Source organism: Paenibacillus tundrae (assembly GCF_036884255.1).
Lineage (GTDB): Bacteria > Bacillota > Bacilli > Paenibacillales > Paenibacillaceae > Paenibacillus.
This window is the reverse complement of the sequence record NZ_CP145605.1, coordinates 5,011,471-5,031,496: the sequence shown is the minus strand read 5'-3', so window position 1 is coordinate 5,031,496 and position 20,026 is coordinate 5,011,471. Positions and strand designations below refer to the sequence as shown.

The 20,026-nt window shown below is 46.4% G+C and carries 16 protein-coding genes and 1 pseudogene; 15 read left to right on the top strand and 2 right to left on the bottom strand.

Annotated elements, in window-relative coordinates; all coding sequences use genetic code 11:
* The first annotated feature begins 83 nt into the window (after positions 1-83).
* The 11 genes and pseudogenes from V6W81_RS22590 (at position 84) to V6W81_RS22540 (ending at position 15,023) form a co-directional block, all read left to right on the top strand.
* On the top strand, positions 84-2,261 hold the full coding sequence (locus V6W81_RS22590; protein WP_145047061.1) for a RelA/SpoT family protein: 2,178 nt from the start codon (positions 84-86) through the stop codon (positions 2,259-2,261).
* A gap of 12 nt (positions 2,262-2,273) precedes the next feature.
* Complete coding sequence (dtd, locus tag V6W81_RS22585; protein ID WP_145046977.1) at positions 2,274-2,729, top strand: D-aminoacyl-tRNA deacylase; 456 nt, start codon at positions 2,274-2,276, stop codon at positions 2,727-2,729.
* Between the two features lie 79 nt (positions 2,730-2,808).
* Positions 2,809-2,976, top strand: a complete 168-nt coding sequence (locus V6W81_RS22580) for a hypothetical protein (protein ID WP_156395533.1) — start codon at positions 2,809-2,811, stop codon at positions 2,974-2,976.
* 344 nt (positions 2,977-3,320) lie between these two features.
* A complete protein-coding gene (locus V6W81_RS22575) occupies positions 3,321-3,827 on the top strand; it encodes a type 1 glutamine amidotransferase domain-containing protein (RefSeq protein WP_056701229.1) in 507 nt (168 codons plus the stop codon).
* Between the two features lie 96 nt (positions 3,828-3,923).
* The gene (locus V6W81_RS22570; RefSeq protein ID WP_145046975.1) at positions 3,924-4,373 is read left to right on the top strand and encodes a hypothetical protein; all 450 of its coding nucleotides are present in this window, start codon (positions 3,924-3,926) and stop codon (positions 4,371-4,373) included.
* Between the two features lie 721 nt (positions 4,374-5,094).
* The gene (gene hisS, locus V6W81_RS22565) at positions 5,095-6,345 is read left to right on the top strand and encodes a histidine--tRNA ligase (protein WP_338544048.1); all 1,251 of its coding nucleotides are present in this window, start codon (positions 5,095-5,097) and stop codon (positions 6,343-6,345) included.
* 226 nt (positions 6,346-6,571) lie between these two features.
* Positions 6,572-8,350 carry an aspartate--tRNA ligase gene (gene aspS / locus V6W81_RS22560; protein WP_063567716.1) on the top strand — a complete coding sequence of 593 codons (1,779 nt, stop codon included), beginning with the start codon at positions 6,572-6,574 and terminating at the stop codon, positions 8,348-8,350.
* Positions 8,351-8,367: 17 nt separating this feature from the next.
* Complete coding sequence (locus tag V6W81_RS22555) at positions 8,368-9,129, top strand: tRNA threonylcarbamoyladenosine dehydratase (RefSeq protein WP_145046973.1); 762 nt, start codon at positions 8,368-8,370, stop codon at positions 9,127-9,129.
* 338 nt (positions 9,130-9,467) lie between these two features.
* Positions 9,468-10,766 carry an NCS2 family permease gene (locus tag V6W81_RS22550; protein WP_338540456.1) on the top strand — a complete coding sequence of 433 codons (1,299 nt, stop codon included), beginning with the start codon at positions 9,468-9,470 and terminating at the stop codon, positions 10,764-10,766.
* A gap of 71 nt (positions 10,767-10,837) precedes the next feature.
* Entirely contained in the window at positions 10,838-12,619 is a 1,782-nt protein-coding gene (locus V6W81_RS22545; RefSeq protein ID WP_338540455.1) for an ABC transporter ATP-binding protein, read from the top strand.
* Positions 12,620-12,844: 225 nt separating this feature from the next.
* Positions 12,845-15,023: pseudogene (locus V6W81_RS22540) on the top strand (HelD family protein).
* Between the two features lie 185 nt (positions 15,024-15,208).
* Here V6W81_RS22540 and V6W81_RS22535 read toward each other — a convergent pair.
* Both V6W81_RS22535 and V6W81_RS22530 read right to left on the bottom strand, forming a co-directional pair.
* Complete coding sequence (locus V6W81_RS22535; RefSeq protein WP_338540454.1) at positions 15,209-16,084, bottom strand: DMT family transporter; 876 nt, start codon at positions 16,082-16,084, stop codon at positions 15,209-15,211.
* Between the two features lie 29 nt (positions 16,085-16,113).
* Entirely contained in the window at positions 16,114-16,869 is a 756-nt protein-coding gene (locus tag V6W81_RS22530; RefSeq protein WP_338540453.1) for an SDR family NAD(P)-dependent oxidoreductase, read from the bottom strand.
* Between the two features lie 146 nt (positions 16,870-17,015).
* Between V6W81_RS22530 and V6W81_RS22525 the strand changes: the two genes are divergently transcribed.
* From V6W81_RS22525 to crcB (V6W81_RS22510), 4 genes are read left to right on the top strand one after another with little or no spacing between them, the layout of a single operon-like run.
* A complete protein-coding gene (locus V6W81_RS22525; protein WP_145046962.1) occupies positions 17,016-17,897 on the top strand; it encodes a LysR family transcriptional regulator in 882 nt (293 codons plus the stop codon).
* 18 nt (positions 17,898-17,915) lie between these two features.
* On the top strand, positions 17,916-19,223 hold the full coding sequence (locus tag V6W81_RS22520; protein WP_145046960.1) for a replication-associated recombination protein A: 1,308 nt from the start codon (positions 17,916-17,918) through the stop codon (positions 19,221-19,223).
* Between the two features lie 2 nt (positions 19,224-19,225).
* Entirely contained in the window at positions 19,226-19,624 is a 399-nt protein-coding gene (gene crcB / locus V6W81_RS22515; RefSeq protein WP_338540452.1) for a fluoride efflux transporter CrcB, read from the top strand.
* Entirely contained in the window at positions 19,621-19,977 is a 357-nt protein-coding gene (crcB, locus tag V6W81_RS22510) for a fluoride efflux transporter CrcB (protein ID WP_338540451.1), read from the top strand. Before crcB (V6W81_RS22515) ends, crcB (V6W81_RS22510) begins: the two co-directional genes overlap by 4 nt.
* The last annotated feature ends 49 nt before the right edge of the window (positions 19,978-20,026 follow it).

Genomic DNA, 20,026 nt, shown 5'->3' with positions numbered 1-20,026 from the left:
AGGAAATTACTTTTACGGGGAGCCTGTGTTCATGCAATGTCACGGGTTCCATTTTGTATAGAAAGGACACGGAACAGATCAGAATGGGCATAGAGCAATTACTCGAGAAGGCCGGAGCCTACATCAAAGAACCTGATTTGGTGCGCATACGTGAAGCTTACGAATTTGCGGATCAGGCACATCACGGACAGACGCGAAAATCAGGAGAACCTTATATTCTGCATCCGCTTGCGGTTGCCGATATTGTTGTGAACATGCAGATGGACACCATCTCCATTATTGCAGCGCTTCTTCATGATGTAGTAGAAGACACTACGGTGTCCCTTGAAGAAATTCGCAATCATTTTGGCAATACGTGTGCTATGCTTGTTGACGGTTTGACGAAGCTGGAACGAATTCAGTTCCGCTCCAAAGAAGAGCAACAGAACGAGAACTATCGTAAGATGTTTATCGCTATGGCGCAGGATATTCGTGTAATCGTCATAAAATTAGCGGACCGTCTGCATAATATGCGGACGTTGAAATTTCAATCGGAAGAAAGCCAGCGCCGAATCTCGTATGAGACGTTGGAAATTTTCTGTCCTATTGCGAACCGTCTAGGTATCTCTGCAATCAAATGGGAAATGGAGGACATCGCCCTCCGTTATTTGAATCCGCAGCAATACTACCGCATTGCGAATCTGATGCACAAGAAGCGTGCAGAACGAGAGCAATACATTGATACGGTTATGGACGGAATTACGAGCAAGCTGGAAGAGATGGGAATTCAGGCAGACCTATCAGGCCGTCCGAAACATATCTACAGCGTGTTTAAGAAAATGACAACGAAAAACAAACAATTCAATGAGATATATGACCTGCTTGCCATCCGTATTATTGTGGATAATATTAAGGACTGTTATGCGACGCTCGGAATTATACACACCTTATGGAAACCGATGCCAGGACGGTTCAAAGATTATATCGCAATGCCGAAGGCGAACATGTATCAATCCTTGCATACAACGGTCGTTGGCCCTAATGGTGAACCAACCGAGGTTCAGATCAGAACTTGGGATATGCACCGTACCGCTGAATTCGGTATCGCTGCCCACTGGGCGTACAAGGAAGGCGTGGCTTCAGGCAACAATTTTGAAGACAAAATTACCTTCTTCCGCGAAATCCTCGAACTTCAAAATGAGGCTCAAGATGCATCAGAGTTTGTGGAATCGCTCAAAATGGACTTTTTCTCTGATCTCGTGTTTGTATTTACACCGAAGGGGGAAGTCATTGAACTTCCAACAGGTTCTGTCCCGCTTGATTTTGCCTACAGGATTCATACGGAAGTAGGTAATCGCACGATTGGAGCTAAGGTGAATGGGCGTATTGTCCCTCTTGATTATCACCTGAAGACCGGCGATATTATTGAGATTTTGACGTCCAAGCATTCGTATGGGCCGAGTCAGGACTGGCTCAAAATCGCCAAATCGTCCCATGCGCGAGCGAAAATCAAGCAATGGTTTAAGAAGGAACGGCGTGAAGAGAATGTGGAAAAAGGACGCGAGAGCTGTGAACGTGAGCTCAAACGTATGGGACTTGATCCATCCGCTTGGATGACGGACGACAAGCTGCAGGAAGCAGCCAAAAAATACGCTTTTAACGACATTGACGATATGCTTGCAGCTGTCGGGTTCGGCGGAATTACGGCTGCGCAGATTGTGACCAAAGCAACGGAGAAGCTGCGTAAAGAGCAGGAAGAGTCCAGCTTACTGGAACTGAATTCCGAGATGCGCGAATTGAAGCCTGCACCAGAACGCAAAAATCGTCCGACCAATGGTATTCGTGTCAAAGGAATAGATAATCTGCTTGTTCGTTTTGCCCGCTGTTGCAACCCTGTGCCTGGAGATGAAATTATCGGATATGTTACACGTGGACGTGGCGTTTCTGTCCATCGTAGCGATTGTCCTAATATTCCAACTAGTGCAGATGGGGAAGAAGCAGCACGTGTCATTGAGGTTGAGTGGGAAGAGAATATTGAAGCGAGCTACAGTGTGGATATCGAAATTACAGGTCATGATCGTAATGGCTTGCTTAATGAGGTGCTTCAAGCTGTCTCCGAAAGTAAAACGAATATTTCTGCCGTTACTGGACGGACAGACAAAAATAAATTAGCGTTGGTGCATGTCACTATTTTGATTCGGAATACAGAGCATCTGCATGCCGTGGTAGAACGAATCAAACGGGTGAAGGATGTCTATTCGGTGCACCGGATTATGCAGTAAGGAGCCTGTGCAATGAGAGTGCTTGTGCAACGCTGTAAAGAGGCTCAGGTTACTGTGCATCATGAATTGACGGGACGGATTGAGTCAGGGTTAATGTTGCTCGTTGGCATTACGCATGAAGATACGGAAAAGGACGTCAAGTATTTGGCTGACAAAGTTGCAGGACTTCGTATTTTTGAAGATGAGCAGGAGAAGATGAATCTTAGCCTCTTGGATGTGGGCGGAGCTGTGTTATCTGTGTCTCAATTTACGCTATATGGCGACTGCCGCAAAGGAAAACGTCCGAGCTTCGCTGCTGCAGCTAAACCAGATGTAGCTGAAACGTTATATGAGCTGTTCAATCAGTTGCTGCGGGATAAAGGCATTCAAGTGGAAACAGGGCGTTTCGGCGCTATGATGGATGTGACCTTCACGAATTGGGGGCCAGTCACCCTAATGCTTGAAAGTCCTAGTAATCCCAGCTCGTGAGCATAATGAGATCGTAATCTGGTCATAATGTAGGATATCCAACCGATGAAATTTATTGTCAAAGGAGTATCCTGCCATTATGCGTCAATCTGTCAAGGAAACACGATCACGCATCGAACCCTTACTTCTACCAGGGAATTTATATGAATCGCTTCAACTTGCCCGTGCAGCTGCTGAATATGCTTCAACAGTGTGGGCGCTGGAGAACGCAGACAAAGGGGAGCAGAGCAGGCTTCCACGTAGCTGAGTTAAGTGGATCTTGCACGGCACATAAGAGTGAGCCTGAAACAGACTCTTGAACGGAATTCTGTTTGAAAATGACAAACTATAAAGAAGACCTGATTTCATGTCATATGAATCAGGTCTTTTTGGTATGGCGGCGAATGATACGTTCGGAACATAAAGATAGTTGCGAAAGAAAAGAAAACGAATTGTTATAAACGCCCTCAGTTAGGGTAATAACAAAACGAGGCGCAGGGATGCGCCAAGTCATACGACAACTTAACGGGTAAAGAACAGAGATGTTAGACATACAGTTCTGCAGAACCCCGATTTCAAGAAATTTCGAACACGGAAAGGAGAACGTACGTTATGAGTAAAGTTGCTTTTTTATTGGCGAATGATTTTGAAGATTCGGAAATGCAGGTGCCATATGATGAAGTGAAAAAAGCCGGACATGATGTAGAAATCATCGGTTTGAAGGCTGGAGAATCGTTAAAAGGTAAGGGAGGAAAAGTGACCTACACCTCCGATAAGGCGATCTCAGAAGTCTCTTCATCCGATTATGACGCGGTAGTTATACCTGGTGGCTCTTCTCCTGAAAATCTGCGGACAGATGCAAACATTCTGAAGTTTGTAACGGAGATCAATAGTGCGAAAAAACCAATCGCGGCGATCTGCCATGGGCCACAGATTTTGGCAAGTGCAGACTTGCTCAAAGGTCGTACCGTGACCGCTTATCCACCGCTTAAGGATGATATGGTGAATGCTGGGGCAGAATTTAAGGATCATGAAGCTGTAGTGGATGGAAACTATATTACATCCAGAACACCAGAAGATGAACCAGCATTTGTTCGTGAATTGTTGAAAGTCATTTAATCGCCATTAAATGAATGAGCCTTATGTAATTTAGAATTCTAAACTATGTTTTAGCTTAGATACATGGCAGTTCAACTCGACAAAGGAGGGTTTGACATGGCAAAACATATTCAGGCGTATTTTCGAACAGAAGATGAGGCAGAGGGAGCAAGAATCTCACTTCAAGCGTATCGTACAGAGCATTTGGAAGTAGGACAACTGGATGGTGCAGTAGGCAGAAGTAATCGCATTCTAATACCTCTAGTGCCCTATACGACTACTGGCGCTACAGGAACCAGTGGAGGCGTTGGTGTGGGTACAGCACCTGGCGCTCCAGGGACGGGGAACGTTGTTCCAGTCATCGCGGATGTAGATCGTGACAGGGAGACAGATCCTCGTGATCGCGTTAATGAGGATGGAGATTTGTTAAATGCTGCGGATGTGTCTCCGGGAGATTATAGTGATCTGCATTACGTTTTGTCGGCCAAAGTGAGCGATGAAGACTATGATGATATCGTTCATAAGCTTCGCTCTAACCATGCCTATGTAGAGGAATTAGACGAATAATTAAAATGATAGGCCAGTGGGCTCCTGTAACGTCTGACTCTCAGACGTTGCAGGGGCTTTTATCCATATAATACAGGTAATTTATAAAGCGCTATCATTTTTGTAATATTACTGTAATATTAGTTACATAAGGCTTTAACATAGGGGGCTTATAATAACACACATGACCCCCTTTTTTTTATATATGATTTGAGCCCGCACACCGTGTGCGGGCTTTTTTTTGTTATCTTTTCGGGTTAACCCTTGACTTTAGCACTGCGGTTCATTACAATCAGGAAATAATATTGACTCCAAACGTTAGATTAGAGCGTTTAAGGACATATAACGATGATTTGATGACGGGACCAAGTACTCCGTACCCACATGACCAGAGAGGAATCCCTAGGCTGTAAGGATTCTCTTGATGAGCGGACGAATGACTTCCCCGAGAACAGACTGCGAACACTCTGAGCTTCTTATGAGGTCAGTAGCAGACCTGCGCAGACGTGCGTTACACGTTGAGCGGAATGATTCTGTATGAATCCATACAAATGCACTTTTTGTATGATCAGGAGAATCACCTGAACGGCTAATGTTTCAGGTTTCCGGAATGTGGGTGGTACCACGGGTGAATGTTAAACACAATCTCTCGTCCCTTTGTTTGCTGTATACAGCGACAGGGCGAGGGATTTTTTGTTATTTAAAAAGAACCAATTCATATCAAAAGCTGGAGGGATGAATGATGGCTTTTCAAAAACCAACAGGTACGCAAGATTTGTTGCCTGGCGTTGTAGAGAAATGGCAGTACGTAGAAGAAAAAGCACGTGACCTTTGCCGCCGCTTCAACTATCGTGAAATTCGCACACCGATTTTCGAACAGACTTCTTTGTTTGTACGAGGTGTAGGAGAGACGACGGATATTGTCGAGAAGGAAATGTACACGTTTGACGATAAGGGTAATCGAAGCATGACTCTTCGCCCAGAGGGAACTGCGGGCGTGGTGCGGGCTTATGTGGAGAATAAAATCTACGGCGAACCGGATGTAAGCAAACTGTATTATATTGGTCCGATGTTCCGTTATGAGCGTCCGCAGGCAGGGCGTCAGCGTCAGTTTCACCAGTTTGGCGTAGAGGCGATCGGAGCACTTGATCCAGCTATTGATGCAGAAGTGATTGCACTGGGATACCAACTGTGTGTAGAGCTTGGCTTGAAGGATGTTAAGGTTGAGATTAACTCCGTAGGTAATCCAACCAGTCGTGCGGCTTACCGTGAACAATTGCTGGGATTCCTCAGACCGATGAAAGATACCCTCTGCAAAGATTGCCAATCACGGATGGAGCGTAACCCACTGCGTGTGCTCGATTGCAAAGTAGATCAGGATAAATTCGTAGGTGCACCGTCCATTTTGGATAGTCTTGATGAAGAGTCCCTGAATCACTTTGCCAAGCTAAAAGCATATCTGGATGACTTCGGTGTAGACTATGCCGTGAACAATCGTCTCGTACGTGGACTGGATTATTATACGCTCACTGCTTTTGAGTTAAAGGCACAAGGTATTGGTGCAATTGATACTGTAGGCGGCGGGGGTCGATATAACGGTCTTGTCGGAGATATTGGCGGGCCAGATCAGCCAGGTATTGGTTTCGGAATTGGTTTGGAGCGGATTCAGCTTATTCTGGAACACCAAAACATTGACGTTACCACACTTGCTCCGCTCGATGTTTACTTTGTCGCTTTAGGCGAGGCAGCGGATCGTGAAGTGAACCGTCAGCTGTTCAAACTTCGTCAATCAGGTATATCTGGAGAACGTGACTACCTGGGTCGTAAGATGAAAGCACAGATGAAGTCGGCAGACCGCTTCAAAGCACGTTACACCGCCATTCTCGGCGATGATGAGCTAGAACGCGGTGAGATTGCCTTGAAATCCATGGATACAGGTGAACAACAGACAGTGAAGCTTGAAGACTTGGTCACTGCAATCCAAGGTAAGTAATAATCTATTCAAAACTTTATCTAATGTAACAAAATATAAAAAGTAACATATGATCCGGCTATCTTACAGACAAACGTAGACTAGACACATTGGATGCGAAAGGTCGAATGGCTCTGTAAGAGCAATGCCTTTTCAATAAATTCGTCTTCACACAACCGCACTGGTGATAACAGGAGCTGCCTGCTATCAACACAGAACGGAAATTCACATAATGAGGAGTTTGGTTATGAAAAGAAGTCATCATTGCGGCGCATTAACACCCGCACACATCGGTGAAACAGTAACATTAAACGGTTGGGTTCAGACTCGCCGTGACCTTGGGGGCGTACTCTTCATTGATCTACGTGACCGTAGTGGAATTGTACAAGTTGTCTTTAACCCAGCTTACTCAGGCGAAGCTCTGCAAATCGCAGATCGTGTACGTAGTGAGTATGTTATCGCTGTTACTGGTAAAGTCGTTAAGCGTGACGAAGAGACCGTAAACAAAAACTTGCCTACAGGCGAGATTGAAGTTCAAATTACAGAAATCGAAGTGCTGAATGCAGCCAAAACACCTCCATTCTTCATTGAAGATGGCGTTGAGGTTGATGAGTCGCTTCGTTTGAAATATCGTTATCTGGATCTGCGTCGTCCGGAAATGTTCGAAACACTGAAACTGCGTTCCAAAGCATCTAAAGTATTCCGTGATTATCTGGATGGAGAAGAATTCGTTGAGGTAGAAACACCAATCTTGACAAAGAGCTCCCCAGAAGGTGCGCGTGACTATCTTGTACCAAGCCGTGTGCATGAAGGTGAATTCTTCGCCCTGCCACAATCCCCACAGATTTATAAGCAATTGCTGATGGTCGGTGGATTGGAGCGCTATTATCAAATCGCACGTTGTTTCCGTGATGAGGATCTGCGTGCAGACCGTCAACCGGAATTCACGCAAGTCGACATCGAGACTTCCTTCCTGCAACAGGATGACCTGCTGCCAATGATGGAAGAGCTTATGGCTAAATTGCTTCGTGAAACAAAAGGCATTGAGCTTGAACTGCCATTCCAACGTATCACGTATGCAGATGCAATGGGTAAATACGGCTCAGACAAACCAGATCTGCGTTTTGGCATGGAGCTGGTAGAAATGAACGATATCGTAGCGAATAGCGGTGTTAAAGTATTTGCTTCTGTCATCGAAAAAGGCGGAGAAGTAAAAGTACTGAACGCTAAAGGCTGTGGTACATGGAGCCGTAAAGAAATCGACGACCTCGGACCATTCGCAGCGCGTTACGGTGCCAAAGGTCTGGCATGGATTCAAGTGAAAGATGGCGAGTTCAAAGGGCCAATCGTGAAGTTCTTCACGCCTGAAGAGATCGAAGCCGTTAAAGAACGTACAGGTGCAGAGGAAGGCGACTTGTTGCTCTTCTCCGCTGACACGAAAAAAGTCGTTGCTGACGTTCTGGGCGCATTGCGTCTGAAAATTGGCCGTCAACTCGGTCTGATTGATGATAGCAAATTCAAGTTTGCTTGGGTTGTAGACTTCCCACTGCTTGGATATGATGAAGATGCGAAACGTTATGTGGCGGAACACCATCCGTTCACACGTCCAAAAGATGAAGATGTACATTTGTTCGATACAGACCCAGGTGCAATTCGCGCTCAAGCCTATGACCTTGTTCTGAATGGTTATGAAGTCGGTGGCGGTTCGATGCGTATCTACAAACGTGACGTGCAAGAGAAAATGTTTGCAGCTCTGGGATTGTCTCCAGAAGTGGCAAATGAGAAATTCGGTTACTTGCTCGAAGCATTCGAATACGGAACTCCACCACATGGCGGTATTGCCTTTGGTCTTGACCGTCTCGTAATGTTGCTTGCTGGTCGTACGAACCTGCGTGAAACGATTGCCTTCCCGAAAACGGCAAGTGCAACGGATCTGCTCATGAATGCACCTTCTGAAGTAGACAACTCGCAATTGGAACAACTTCATATCCGTGTTGCCCGTAAACCGGTAGCGGAAAAGAAATAAAGGAGGTTTCGATCTCAATGCTCCATCAATTTTCCAGAACAGAACTGGCCATCGGACCTGCAGGTCTGGATGCTCTCAAAAATAGTACCGTAGCTGTGCTCGGCATTGGCGGCGTAGGCGGTATTGCAGTAGAAGCCCTTGCGCGCAGCGGCGTTGGACGCATCATCCTGATTGATAAAGACGTGGTGGATATCACAAATATCAACCGCCAGATTCATGCGTTGACGACAACTGTAGGTCAGAAGAAAGCCGATCTGATGGTTGACCGGGTGAAGCTGATCAATCCCGAGTGTGATGCGATTGCACTGAATATGTTTTACACGGAAGAGACTTACGAGGAACTGTTCAAATATGAATTGGATTATGTACTGGATGCATCCGACACGATCATCTACAAAGTCCACCTCATTAAAGAGTGCCTGAAACGTAACATTCCAGTGATCTCCAGCATGGGTGCGGCGAATAAAATGGATCCGACGAAATTCCAGGTTGCGGATATTTCCAAGACATCCATGGACCCGATTGCCCGTGTAGTGCGTACGAAGCTTCGTAAAGACGGCATCAAAAAAGGCGTGAAGGTGGTATTCTCCACGGAAGAGCCACTCAAACCACGCGCAGATGTTACGCAAAAAATCGTGCCGGAGAACGCACCAGAAATACGTAAAGCCAAACAGCCACCAGCGAGTAATGCCTTTGTTCCACCGGTAGCTGGACTGATTATGGTCAGCGTAGCGGTGAAAGAACTGCTTGAAAAAGCGGATGAGAAGCAACAGGCATAACAGAAGCAACAAGTAACATCAATTAATAAACATTCTCTACCTTATAGAACGTGGGTGCCTATGTGCACCTGCGTTTTTTGGTGTTTGTCTACTACTTATCTCTGAAACAGGTAATCGACATATCTAAATGCGTGCAGTTCCCAGCACGCAGTGCCCTGCTTCATGACAAGGTTGGTCAGATCAGTCGCGTATTTGCTGTGATAAGTGAACCAGTGAAGCAATAGATATGTCAGGATTACGTCATGTACTTCAAAGTGAAAACCGTGTATGATATTCATTGCTGTGCGAAATGATGATAAATACATAGAGATTCACAGCTTGAGAGGGGAATAGAACGAATGAAACATGGATGGATGTCCAGACGTCTTGGGATCGAACCGGGGGATCAGTGGAAAAAGGAGATTGTGGCAGGAGCCATTTCTTACTTTGCCGTGGTCTATATCGTTATGGTCAATGCTACAATTCTATCTGATGCCGGAATGCCTTTACAGGCGGCAATGGTAGGCACGTTACTCACATCTATTGCAGGCTGTTTACTTATGGCATTTGGCGGAAAATCACCTATTGTAGTTGTGCCTGGTATGGGGATTAATGCCTTCTTCACGTATACATTGGTACATTCGATGAAACTGAGTTGGCAGGAAGCGCTGGCTGTTGTAGCCGTTACAGGGGTATTATTTGCTATTGTTGCATTTACGTCATTATATAAAATGATCAGTGAAGCGATCCCTAAAAATCTACAGCATGGTATTACCGTAGGGATTGGCTTGTTTTTGACGTTCATCGGTTTGCAAAAAAGCGGGATCGTAATCGCGCACCAGACTACGTTTGTAGCAATTGGGCATTTCAACGATCCTAATGTAATCACCGCTTGCGTGACGCTAGTTCTTGCCTTAATTTTATTTATCCGTAATGTACAGGGTGGACTTCTCATTAGTATTCTGATTGGTACAGGGCTTGCCTATGTCCTCGGTGCAGTACAACCAGGCGAGTCGGTATCGGCAATGGAGGCGCTGCGCCAGTATGGAGGCTTGTTTGGCGAGTTGTCATTGATGAAGCTAGCCGACATCGCTTTCTGGATTGCAGTATTCCTATTGCTACTTATTGTGGTGTTCGAAAATATTGGACTCATTACCGCTCAAACGCAAATGATCGGCCGTCCAGAACGATTCAAAGGCAGTCTGCGAGCACTCTCCATTAGTACGGTGCTGGCAGGGATATTTGGAAGCAGCCCACCGGTAGCGGCAGCGGAGACGACTGCTGGTATTGCTGCAGGTGGTCGTACAGGCTTGACACCGCTCGTAACAGCAGTGCTGTTCGGGGCAACCTTTTTCTTCATCCCATTGCTTGGTTACATTCCAGATAGTGCGATTGCACCAATCTTAATAATTATTGGTGGGTTGATGGTGCAAGGTGTGAAGGACATGGATTTTGGCGACTTCACAGAGGCATTCCCAGCCTTTTTGATCATGGTCATGATTCCCTTTACGTATAGTATCGTGGACGGTATGGCGTTTGGATTCATCGCTTATCCACTTGCGAAGCTGGCCGCAGGCCAAGGAAAACAGGTGCCGCTCGTGATGTATGGCATATCCATTCTCTTTTTGGCTAACTTCGTGCTGCATGGCGTGTTGTAAGAGGGCAGGGAACCTCGTGTAAGTTCATACGTATGATCTTTGGTAAGCAGATGAGAACGGGAGGAACGGGAATGGAAGAGCAGCAACAAGTAGAACAAAATGAGCCTAAGGTTGGGAAAAAGGGATTTAAGGATTTCGTTAAGCTCATTGCTTCCACGAACCCACCCAAACTAATCCTGATACTAGCTCTCATTTTGACCTTGATTCAGACTACAGCCGGACTGATTGTACCTCTGATGACCAAGGGTCTGATCGATGGACTGACGACCTCTGCGTTAGATAAGTCTATCATTTTGTTATTGGTTGGAGCATTTGTCATACAGGCCATTGCTTCGGGCATCAGTATTTATATGTTGAATTATGCAGGGCAACGAGTGGTCGCAACACTGCGAACCAAGCTATGGAACAAGGTGTTATCTCTGCGAATGCCGTATTTTGATCGCAATCGTACTGGGGATACGATGAGCCGGATTACCAATGATACGAGTCAGATCATGACCTTAATTGCGGATTATCTTGTATCGTTTGTATCTAATATCGTTGCTGTGATCGGTGGAGTGGCGTTGTTATTTTATCTGGACTGGGTGATGTCGCTCATTATCCTAAGTCTTGTGCCACTTACGTTATTAATTTTGTTGCCGGTTGGGAAGAAGATGTACAAGATTTCCAAGAAACAGCAGGATGAGATGGCAGGTCTAACGTCGGTGCTTAGCCAAGTGATTGGCGAGATTCGATTGGTTAAAGCCTATGGTACGGAGAAACAGGAGGCCGAAGCAGGGGATTCCCGGATTCGCAAAATGTTTGCTTTTGGTTTGCAAGAAGCGCGTATTCTGGCGTTGATTGGTCCGTTGTTCTCTTTTGTCATGACGGCTGTGTTGGTCGTTATTCTGGGTGTTGGGGGAATGCGCGTAGCTTCTGGGATACTGTCGCCAGGTGAGCTAGTAGCATTCATCCTACTCTTATTCCAAGTCATCATGCCCATGGGACAGTTCACAACATTATATTCCCGTTTGCAAAAAGTAGTCGGAGCGACAGAGCGCATTCAAGCTATTCTTGCAGATGAGGAAGAACAGAACCACAGCACGAAGATAGCGCCTCAGGGGAATGAAACCATTGAATTTCATCAAGTGCATTTCTCTTATGTCACAGGGGAAGAAGTGCTGCATGGGATTGATCTAACGGTTCCTACACGGAAGGTAACAGCTATTGTTGGGCCAAGTGGTAGTGGTAAATCAACGCTGTTCTCCTTATTGGAGCAGTTTTATATGCCGGATTCAGGTCACATTTCGTATGGTGGACAACAAATATCAGAGTATTCTTTGTCCTCTTGGCGAAGTAAGATCGGGTATGTATCACAGGAAAGTCCGCTCATGGCAGGTACGGTCAAGGACAACATTACATACGGACTGAACCGTGAAGTTACGATGGATGAGATTAGGCGAGCTGCGGAGATGGCGTATTCGGCTGACTTTATCGACAAGCTACCTCAGGGCTATGAGACAGAAGTAGGCGAAAGAGGCATCAAGTTATCCGGTGGTCAGCGTCAACGGATTGCTATTGCTCGTGCACTGCTGCGTAGTCCGGATATTCTCATGTTGGATGAAGCGACATCCAGCTTGGATAGTACCTCAGAACATGAAGTTCAACAGGCCTTATCCAATCTTATGGAGGGAAGAACCACAATTGTGATTGCACACCGGTTGTCTACGGTCGTTGATTCGGATCAGATTGTTGTGTTGGAACATGGACATGTGACTGGAACAGGAACGCATGCGGAATTGATTAGCAATCATCCGGTGTATCGTGAGCTTGCTCAGAAACAGTTTGTGGCTCAGGAAGGCCAAGAAAATTAATTTGTGATTACAGGCCGGTTATGCTTAATCCATCATAGATAATCAACAAACTGAAGCTATACACCGTTGTTCTTTCGTTTCTACAAACGAGAACAGCGGTTTTTCGTTTACTGGTATTGGGAGTGCCTGTAGCTTTTTGCAGATCAATGTGATATATTGGGTATCCTTTTGCGTGGTCAGTGATTGGCTATGCAGAGCAAACATTTCTTAGGAGGTAACTGAAACATGTCAGACAGCTTTCAAAGTGCCTATCAAGAAGAAGAGTACAGGTTAGAGCGAACGATGGAGGAAGTGGATCGTCAGTTGGAACGACTGCGGAATGTTCCGGTCTATACCGGCCACGACTTCACAGAGCAAGTGCTGGAAGCGGGACGCGAAGAGCGCCGCACCGCCTTGTCCAAGAGCGCGCAGCAACCCTATTTCGGACGCTTGGATTTCGAAGAGCAGGGCAGTGGTGCACGGAAACCGCTGTATATTGGTAAGATCGGCGTAGACCGCGAAGAGGTAGGCGAGAATCCACTCGTCATCGATTGGCGTGCTCCTGTCGCAAGTCTGTTTTACTCTTTTACAGGAGGCGAAGCCTCCGCTACGTATGAAGCCCCAGAAGGGCTCATTGAAGGTCTCGTTTACTTAAAACGTAACGTTGTCATTCGGCAGCGGATATTGGAACGTGTGGCAGATACGTATAATCGCGACAGCGACCAGCCAGCCGTATCGGATGAATTTCTCGTGTATCGGTTGGGTGAGAACAAGGATAACAAGCTACGTGATATCGTTTCAACCATTCAGGCAGAGCAGGATCAGATCATTCGGGCGGCAAGAAACACCGCTTTGATTATCCAAGGTGTAGCTGGATCTGGAAAAACAACAGTTGCGCTGCACCGACTCGCCTTCTTACTGTATCAATACAAGGAGCAGGTATCTGCGGAGAAAATGGTTATTTTTGCACCGAACCATATGTTCCTTGATTACATCTCCGATGTGCTCCCCGAACTGGGGGTAGGTGATATCCAGCAGCAAACATTCCCGGATTGGGCGATGAATCTGCTCAGTCTGGAGATGCCTTTGGCAGATACAGCGGAGACACTACACACATGGTTTGAAACACCAGCTGCTCGTCCTGAGCTTAATGATGATGTGCCTGGGCGCTACAAAGGATCGATCCGCTTCATGGAACTGATTAAGGAGTGGCTGTCCGGGATGGAAAAGGATTCCGTGCCAGATATGGACTTCAGTCCATGGGATGGGGCAGTGCTCAGCAAAGCCGAGATCGAGGGCTGGTTTGGGGATGAATACAAGCACTACCCACTCGCGAAACGAAAAGAGCGTGTTATGGCGCGTATTCATCGCTGGATAGAGATGGAACTTAAGAAACCTGCACCGGAGTCTGTGCGCAAGGATCGCAAAAAGAAAGCAGCAACCCGGGAGAAGGCTTACGCCAAAAAGTGGCCGCAATACGAACCGTTAACCCTGTATAAGCAATTGTTCAAAGTGATCAAAGGTGGTTCAGTGCCAGCATCTGCCCAGCAAGCGATTCCGAAGATGGTTATGAAACAAACGGCAGCAGATCTGAAAGAAAATCGTGTGCGTGAAGAGGATTTACCAGCGCTCGTGTATATTCATACGTTAGTCAACGATATTGAAGGCAATGAGCGGTTCGATCACGTTGTTATCGATGAGGCACAGGATTTTTCACCGTTTCACGTGGCATTGCTGGATCAGTTTGTCAAAGGGCATTCCTTTACGATTCTTGGCGATCTCTCGCAAGGCATTCATGAGTACCGTGGTGTACACACATGGGAAGAGATGAGCTCCTTGTTTCCAGCAGAGCAGAATGCATATTTTGCACTAACACGTAGTTATCGCTCTACAATGGAGATCATTGATTATGCGAATACCATTCTTGAACAGGGCGTTAAGAGCGGAATTACAGCGATTCCTGTGTTCCGGAGTGGTGATCCTGTCCGGACGCTCCCTTATGATAGTGATGGGCGGACTGCGAGTCTAGAGCGTGCTCTGAAACTACTGACGGCAAAGGATTATCGGACAGTTTCTATTCTAACGCGTACCTTGCATGAAGCGAAGGAGTTACATCTTGAACTAGAGCAGGCGGGCTGGGAGCTTAATCTGATTGATGGTGGCAAAAAAAGAATATACTGGTGGTCACTCCGTTCTACCCGTGTATCTGTCCAAAGGGCTGGAGTTCGATGCAGCGATTGTGGCGGATGTGGATCAGACACATTATTTGCCTAATGCAGGAGATGCGAAGCTACTATATGTTGGGTGCACGCGTGCCTTGCATGAGCTATGGCTGTTTCATGAAGGTGATTTACCAGCATATGCTTCTGCAACACATAACTCAGACGGTGACTTGGTATCTATTCAAGAGTGGCCTGAAGTTTAGAGATACATGAAATCGATTTATCTATTAATAAATGCGACAAGTCATGGTGCTCAGTTGGGGAGCGCCATGACTTTTTTTGTGCTTGTATCCGTTACTTATATTAGATACTTGTATTACTTACTTGTGGTTAATAACTCGTTTGACATCACGTATTAACTACTCGTATTAACTACTGGTGCCAACTATTATGGATTCGTTGTACTCAGCTTCGTCATACGTTGACGTCGATTGACCAGATAAATACCGATACAGATCAACGCCCCGCCTACACCCATCATCCACTCCATGCGTTCAGATAGCAAAATCCAACTTGAAAGTACACCGAAGAACGGAGCCAAGAAGAGGAAAGAACTTGTTTTGGCTGGATCACTATGTTGTAACAGATAGAACCAGAGTGAGAATTGAATGATCGAACAGATGAGTGCGAGCCACAGCAGGACAAAGCCAGAGGTCGCATTTAGAACAAAATGGGGTTCTTCCGTCCAAGCACTTAGAACCAGAAGAATGATGCCACCGGCGAGCATTTGGTATGCGGTAAGCACAAACGTATCCTGCGCAGCTCCCCAGCGTTTAATCAATAATGTGGACACGGCAAAACAGAAGGCGCCGGCTAGGCCAATCCATGTTCCAGGACTTACGCTCAGCTGTAGACCAAACGTTAATACAACCCCTATGAAGCCTAGCAGAACACCAGCCCATTGACTCCAACGGTAGCTCACCCCATACAGAACTGCACTGAATAGAATGACCAGTAGAGGATTGGTGAAGGTCAGAATGGCCGATTCTCCCGAACTGATCCAGTTCATACTGTAGTAAGCGCAGCCCATGACACCAGCGGACTGGAATAGTCCGATCAAGGCTATCTGTAACCATTGTCGCCATCCTACAGGCAGTGGGCGTTTACGCACAATATAGACCATAATGATGCTGGCGAGGGTATAACGCAGTCCCATAAGTAAGAAGGGCGGAGCGTAATGCATGCCTAGTTTACCAACAGGAAATGAAGTTCCCATAATGAAGGTTGTGATGATAATTAGTAGTGTGTATCGTCCGGGTTTCATACCATCAGTACTCCTTTCCATGATTCACGTTACAATGTCTGACCAGCATCAACTGTAATTAATTGTCCTGTCATAGAGGGTTGTTCGAGGGCGGCGCAGATCATATGGGCGATATCTTCACTAGGCGTAATTTTCTGTAGCAAAATATTCCCTGCCAACTGGCTCATTCGTTCTTCGTTGCCTGCCCACCAACGTGTAGACACTGCACCAGGGACAATCGCATTGACCCGGATATTAGGTGAAAGAGCATGAGCAAGTGAGCGGGTTAAGCCATGGACGGCTGATTTGGATACAGCGTAGGGAAGAGATGAGCCTGAACCTGTGCTGCCTGCAATACTTCCCAAATTGACAATTGCACCGTGACCAGCCTGTTTCATTCCGTCTGAGACAGCACGTGCGCAATAAAACATGCCTTTGACGTTCACATCGTACAATTCATTCCAGATGTCATCCGTTACAGATTCTAGATCAGGCAGTGGAATATGATGCGTAATGCTTGCATTGTTGACCAGTTGGGTTACAGGTCCATACGTTTCAGCAACTGCCGCGACCATTCGACGAACCTCATGGTCAGATGCAACGTTAGCTTGAATGCTCATGGCCTGCCCACCTAAGTCCCTAATAAACTGCACAGTCGCCTCGGCATCTTCACGGGAACGAGAGTAATTGATAACAACCTTCGCGCCTCGTTCAGCCAAAAGTATGCTGGTTGCTCGTCCGATGCCTGTACCACCTCCAGTAATTAAAACCACTTGCTCTGTCCAACTATGGTGTCGATTAGACATACTTATACATCCTCCTAGGGTGAAACAGCTATACGCTGTATCCTGATAACCTCAATTGTAGGGCTGATCTGCCATACTGTATAATGATTGTTAATGATCTTGATATCATTAATAGTGATGTCAGATGAGGAGGGTATGTTCATTATATGGAGAGCGGAGATCTACGAATATTCCAAGTTGTAGCCCAGGAAGGCAATTTGACCAAGGCAGCGGAGCGCCTGGGATATGTGCAGTCCAATGTCACAGCGAGAATCAAATACTTAGAGGCAGAGGTCGGTACATTACTGTTCATTCGTCATAATCGGGGGATGACGTTATCTCCTGCGGGGGAGTTGCTGCTTACCTATGCAGATAAGATTATCGGATTGCTGAATGAGGCAGAGAAAGCACTATGTGCCACCAATGAGCCAACAGGTCCGCTACGAATAGGCTCTACACAGACGGCTGCGGCTGTACGATTGCCAGAGCTGTTTGCAAGTTATTATACGCTGTATCCATCGGTTTCCCTGTCATTAAGCACAGGCAACTCACAATCTCTTATGGATCAGGTGCTGGGTTATGAGCTGGAAGGAGCCTTTATAGGCTGTTCATGTGATCATCCTGATCTCTCTGCGGTACCCGTCTACGACGAGGAATTATTTATTGTATCCTCTGGCATTCGTCCAGAGAATCAAGAACTCGTTGAGAAGCCTGTTTTGGTATACAGCATGGGGTGCTCCTATCGTCAAATTTTGGAAGATTGGTTACGAAGCAACGGTGTTAATCGTCCCGTAATTATGGAGTTTGGTACCCTTGAAGCCATTATCAGTGGGGTTACTTCAGGTATGGGGATTTCTTTGTTACCTGAAATTGTGATTCGGCAACATCTGCAACAAGGATTACTGCGTAAACATCCACTTCCTTTGGGTATGAATCATATGATGACGTATTTTATCACTCGCAAAGATGCCTTTGTTAGTAGTGCTCTACGTGCATTTATGGATTTGCTACCGAAAGAATATGATATGATAGAGAGTACAGGTCATTAGTTAAGGAAGTGATAGATCATGGATTTATTTTCATTTCAACAAGATTCACAGCCACAGGCAAGACTGCTCGCTGACCGGATGCGGCCAGAGCAGCTTGATGAATATATTGGACAAGAACACATTATCGGACAGGGGAAGCTGCTGCGACGTGCGATCGAAGCGGATCAGATTTCCTCGATTTTATTATACGGCCCTCCAGGCTGTGGTAAGACAACTCTTGCTAACATCATCTCGAAGCATACACAGGGTCAATTTGTGCGTCTCAACGCAGTGGATGCCTCTGTCAAAGATGTGCGTGAAGTGATCGAACAGGCGCAGACGAACAAACAGCTGTATGGAACTAAAACGATTCTATTTCTGGATGAGGTTCATCGCTTCAATAGCTCTAGACAGGATGCACTTCTTCCAGCAGTGGAGAAAGGCACCATTATTTTTATCGGAGCTACAACGGAGAATCCCTTTCACTATGTGAATGGAGCTTTAATGAGTCGTTCCACCCTGTTCCAGTTGGAGTCCTTGAACAAGGAGCATTCTCTGATTGCGATGCGTCGTGCGCTTACGGATGCAGACAAAGGGCTGGGCTTCATGGAGCTGCAGGTAGACGAGGAAGCGCTGGAGCACATCGCTACGATGGCTAATGGGGATATTCGCCGGGCGTTAAATGCACTTGAACTGGCTGCCCTGACGACGCCACCGGAGAAGGATGGTACGATTCATATTACGCTTGGTGTAGCGGAGGAGTCGATTCGGCGTCCCATTGTAAAAGCGGATGAATCAACGCAGTATGATGTGTTATCTGCCTTCCATAAGAGCATTCGTGGTTCTAGTGATGCGGCGTTATTCTGGTTTTTATATGCAGTGGAGAAGCTCGGTATGGATCCGATGACGTTTATTCGTCGCCTGATTGCAGCGAGCAGTGAGGACATTGGACTTGCTAACCCACAAGCGATGACACAAGCCATTGGCGCATTGGATGCATACCGGAACAACGGATGGCCGGAAGCCAAGCTGAACATTGCTCAAGCGATTCTATTTGCGGTAGAGAGCCCTAAATCGAATGCGGTGTATACGGCCATATCCAAAGCGATGAATGCCATCGATGAAGTGAAATCGGCAGAGGTACCCCTTCATTTGAGGGATACCCATTACTCAGGCGCGGTGAAACTTGGACATGAAGGATATCAATATCCTCATAACTATCCAGGTCATTATGTGAAGCAGGAATACCTACCTAAGCAACTATCACGCCGTGTATTTTACGAAGCGACTGAGCAGGGGAATGAATCGAAAATTCGGCTGAATCAACAACGGCGCAGAGACCTGTAGTCATGAAAGAATTCATATATGTGGCGTGTGGTGGATTGGTAGGAACACTTACCCGGTATGGAGTACAGGTCTGGATGCCTGCAGCGAACGAAGGTTTTCCTTGGGCGGTACTGTTGATTAATGCGCTTGGAAGCTTGTTCCTTGGGTGGTTCTTCACCATTGCTATTCCGGGTAAAATAACACCTCAACTCCGCCTAGCGATCGGCACTGGTTTTACGGGGGCATTCACTACATTCTCTACGTTTAGTCTAGATATCGTACGATTGTTCGACGGAGGATTATGGGAAAGAGCTCTGATATACCTGTTCGTCAGTTTGGTTACGGGCCTACTTCTCTGTGGACTTGGCATCAAGATTGGACATCGTATGCTCGGCCAATCATCGGCAGGAGGTGCTTCATGATCCTGTGGATTGGGTGTGCAGGTATGGTGGGTGCATTGCTTCGTTATAGCCTGGGAAAATGGATCTCGGGATCCATCGGTACGGGGTTTCCGTGGGGAACCTGGATAATTAATATTAGTGGTTCTCTATTGCTGGGTTTACTATATGGCTGCCACCAGTCGGCTATCATACCTGATTGGTTATGGGTGGTAGGGGGTACAGGTTTTTGCGGAGCATATACCACCTTCTCCACCTTCGGGTATGAAACACTGGGCTTGTTGAATCAAGCGCGTTATGCGAGAGCTGCGGTGTACGTCGTTAGTTCGGTCGTGCTAGGTGTTGCTGCTGCTTATGTAGGAACCTGGATCGTGTGACGAACGAGGAAATCAGGTGAGTTGCCAAGATAGAAAAATTTATTTTTTT

What these genes read in the sequence shown, in the direction of transcription:
- V6W81_RS22520 (WP_145046960.1), top strand. Translation starts at nt 17,916, where the DNA reads ATGGATTTATTTTCATTTCAACAAGATTCACAGCCACAGGCAAGACTG.
- aspS (WP_063567716.1), top strand. Translation starts at nt 6,572, where the DNA reads ATGAAAAGAAGTCATCATTGCGGCGCATTAACACCCGCACACATCGGT.
- crcB (WP_338540451.1), top strand. Translation starts at nt 19,621, where the DNA reads ATGATCCTGTGGATTGGGTGTGCAGGTATGGTGGGTGCATTGCTTCGT.
- V6W81_RS22550 (WP_338540456.1), top strand. Translation starts at nt 9,468, where the DNA reads ATGAAACATGGATGGATGTCCAGACGTCTTGGGATCGAACCGGGGGAT.
- V6W81_RS22555 (WP_145046973.1), top strand. Translation starts at nt 8,368, where the DNA reads ATGCTCCATCAATTTTCCAGAACAGAACTGGCCATCGGACCTGCAGGT.
- V6W81_RS22530 (WP_338540453.1), bottom strand. Translation starts at nt 16,869, where the DNA reads ATGTCTAATCGACACCATAGTTGGACAGAGCAAGTGGTTTTAATTACT.
- V6W81_RS22525 (WP_145046962.1), top strand. Translation starts at nt 17,016, where the DNA reads ATGGAGAGCGGAGATCTACGAATATTCCAAGTTGTAGCCCAGGAAGGC.
- V6W81_RS22580 (WP_156395533.1), top strand. Translation starts at nt 2,809, where the DNA reads ATGCGTCAATCTGTCAAGGAAACACGATCACGCATCGAACCCTTACTT.
- crcB (WP_338540452.1), top strand. Translation starts at nt 19,226, where the DNA reads ATGAAAGAATTCATATATGTGGCGTGTGGTGGATTGGTAGGAACACTT.
- V6W81_RS22535 (WP_338540454.1), bottom strand. Translation starts at nt 16,084, where the DNA reads ATGAAACCCGGACGATACACACTACTAATTATCATCACAACCTTCATT.
- hisS (WP_338544048.1), top strand. Translation starts at nt 5,095, where the DNA reads ATGGCTTTTCAAAAACCAACAGGTACGCAAGATTTGTTGCCTGGCGTT.
- dtd (WP_145046977.1), top strand. Translation starts at nt 2,274, where the DNA reads ATGAGAGTGCTTGTGCAACGCTGTAAAGAGGCTCAGGTTACTGTGCAT.
- V6W81_RS22545 (WP_338540455.1), top strand. Translation starts at nt 10,838, where the DNA reads ATGGAAGAGCAGCAACAAGTAGAACAAAATGAGCCTAAGGTTGGGAAA.
- V6W81_RS22570 (WP_145046975.1), top strand. Translation starts at nt 3,924, where the DNA reads ATGGCAAAACATATTCAGGCGTATTTTCGAACAGAAGATGAGGCAGAG.
- V6W81_RS22590 (WP_145047061.1), top strand. Translation starts at nt 84, where the DNA reads ATGGGCATAGAGCAATTACTCGAGAAGGCCGGAGCCTACATCAAAGAA.
- V6W81_RS22575 (WP_056701229.1), top strand. Translation starts at nt 3,321, where the DNA reads ATGAGTAAAGTTGCTTTTTTATTGGCGAATGATTTTGAAGATTCGGAA.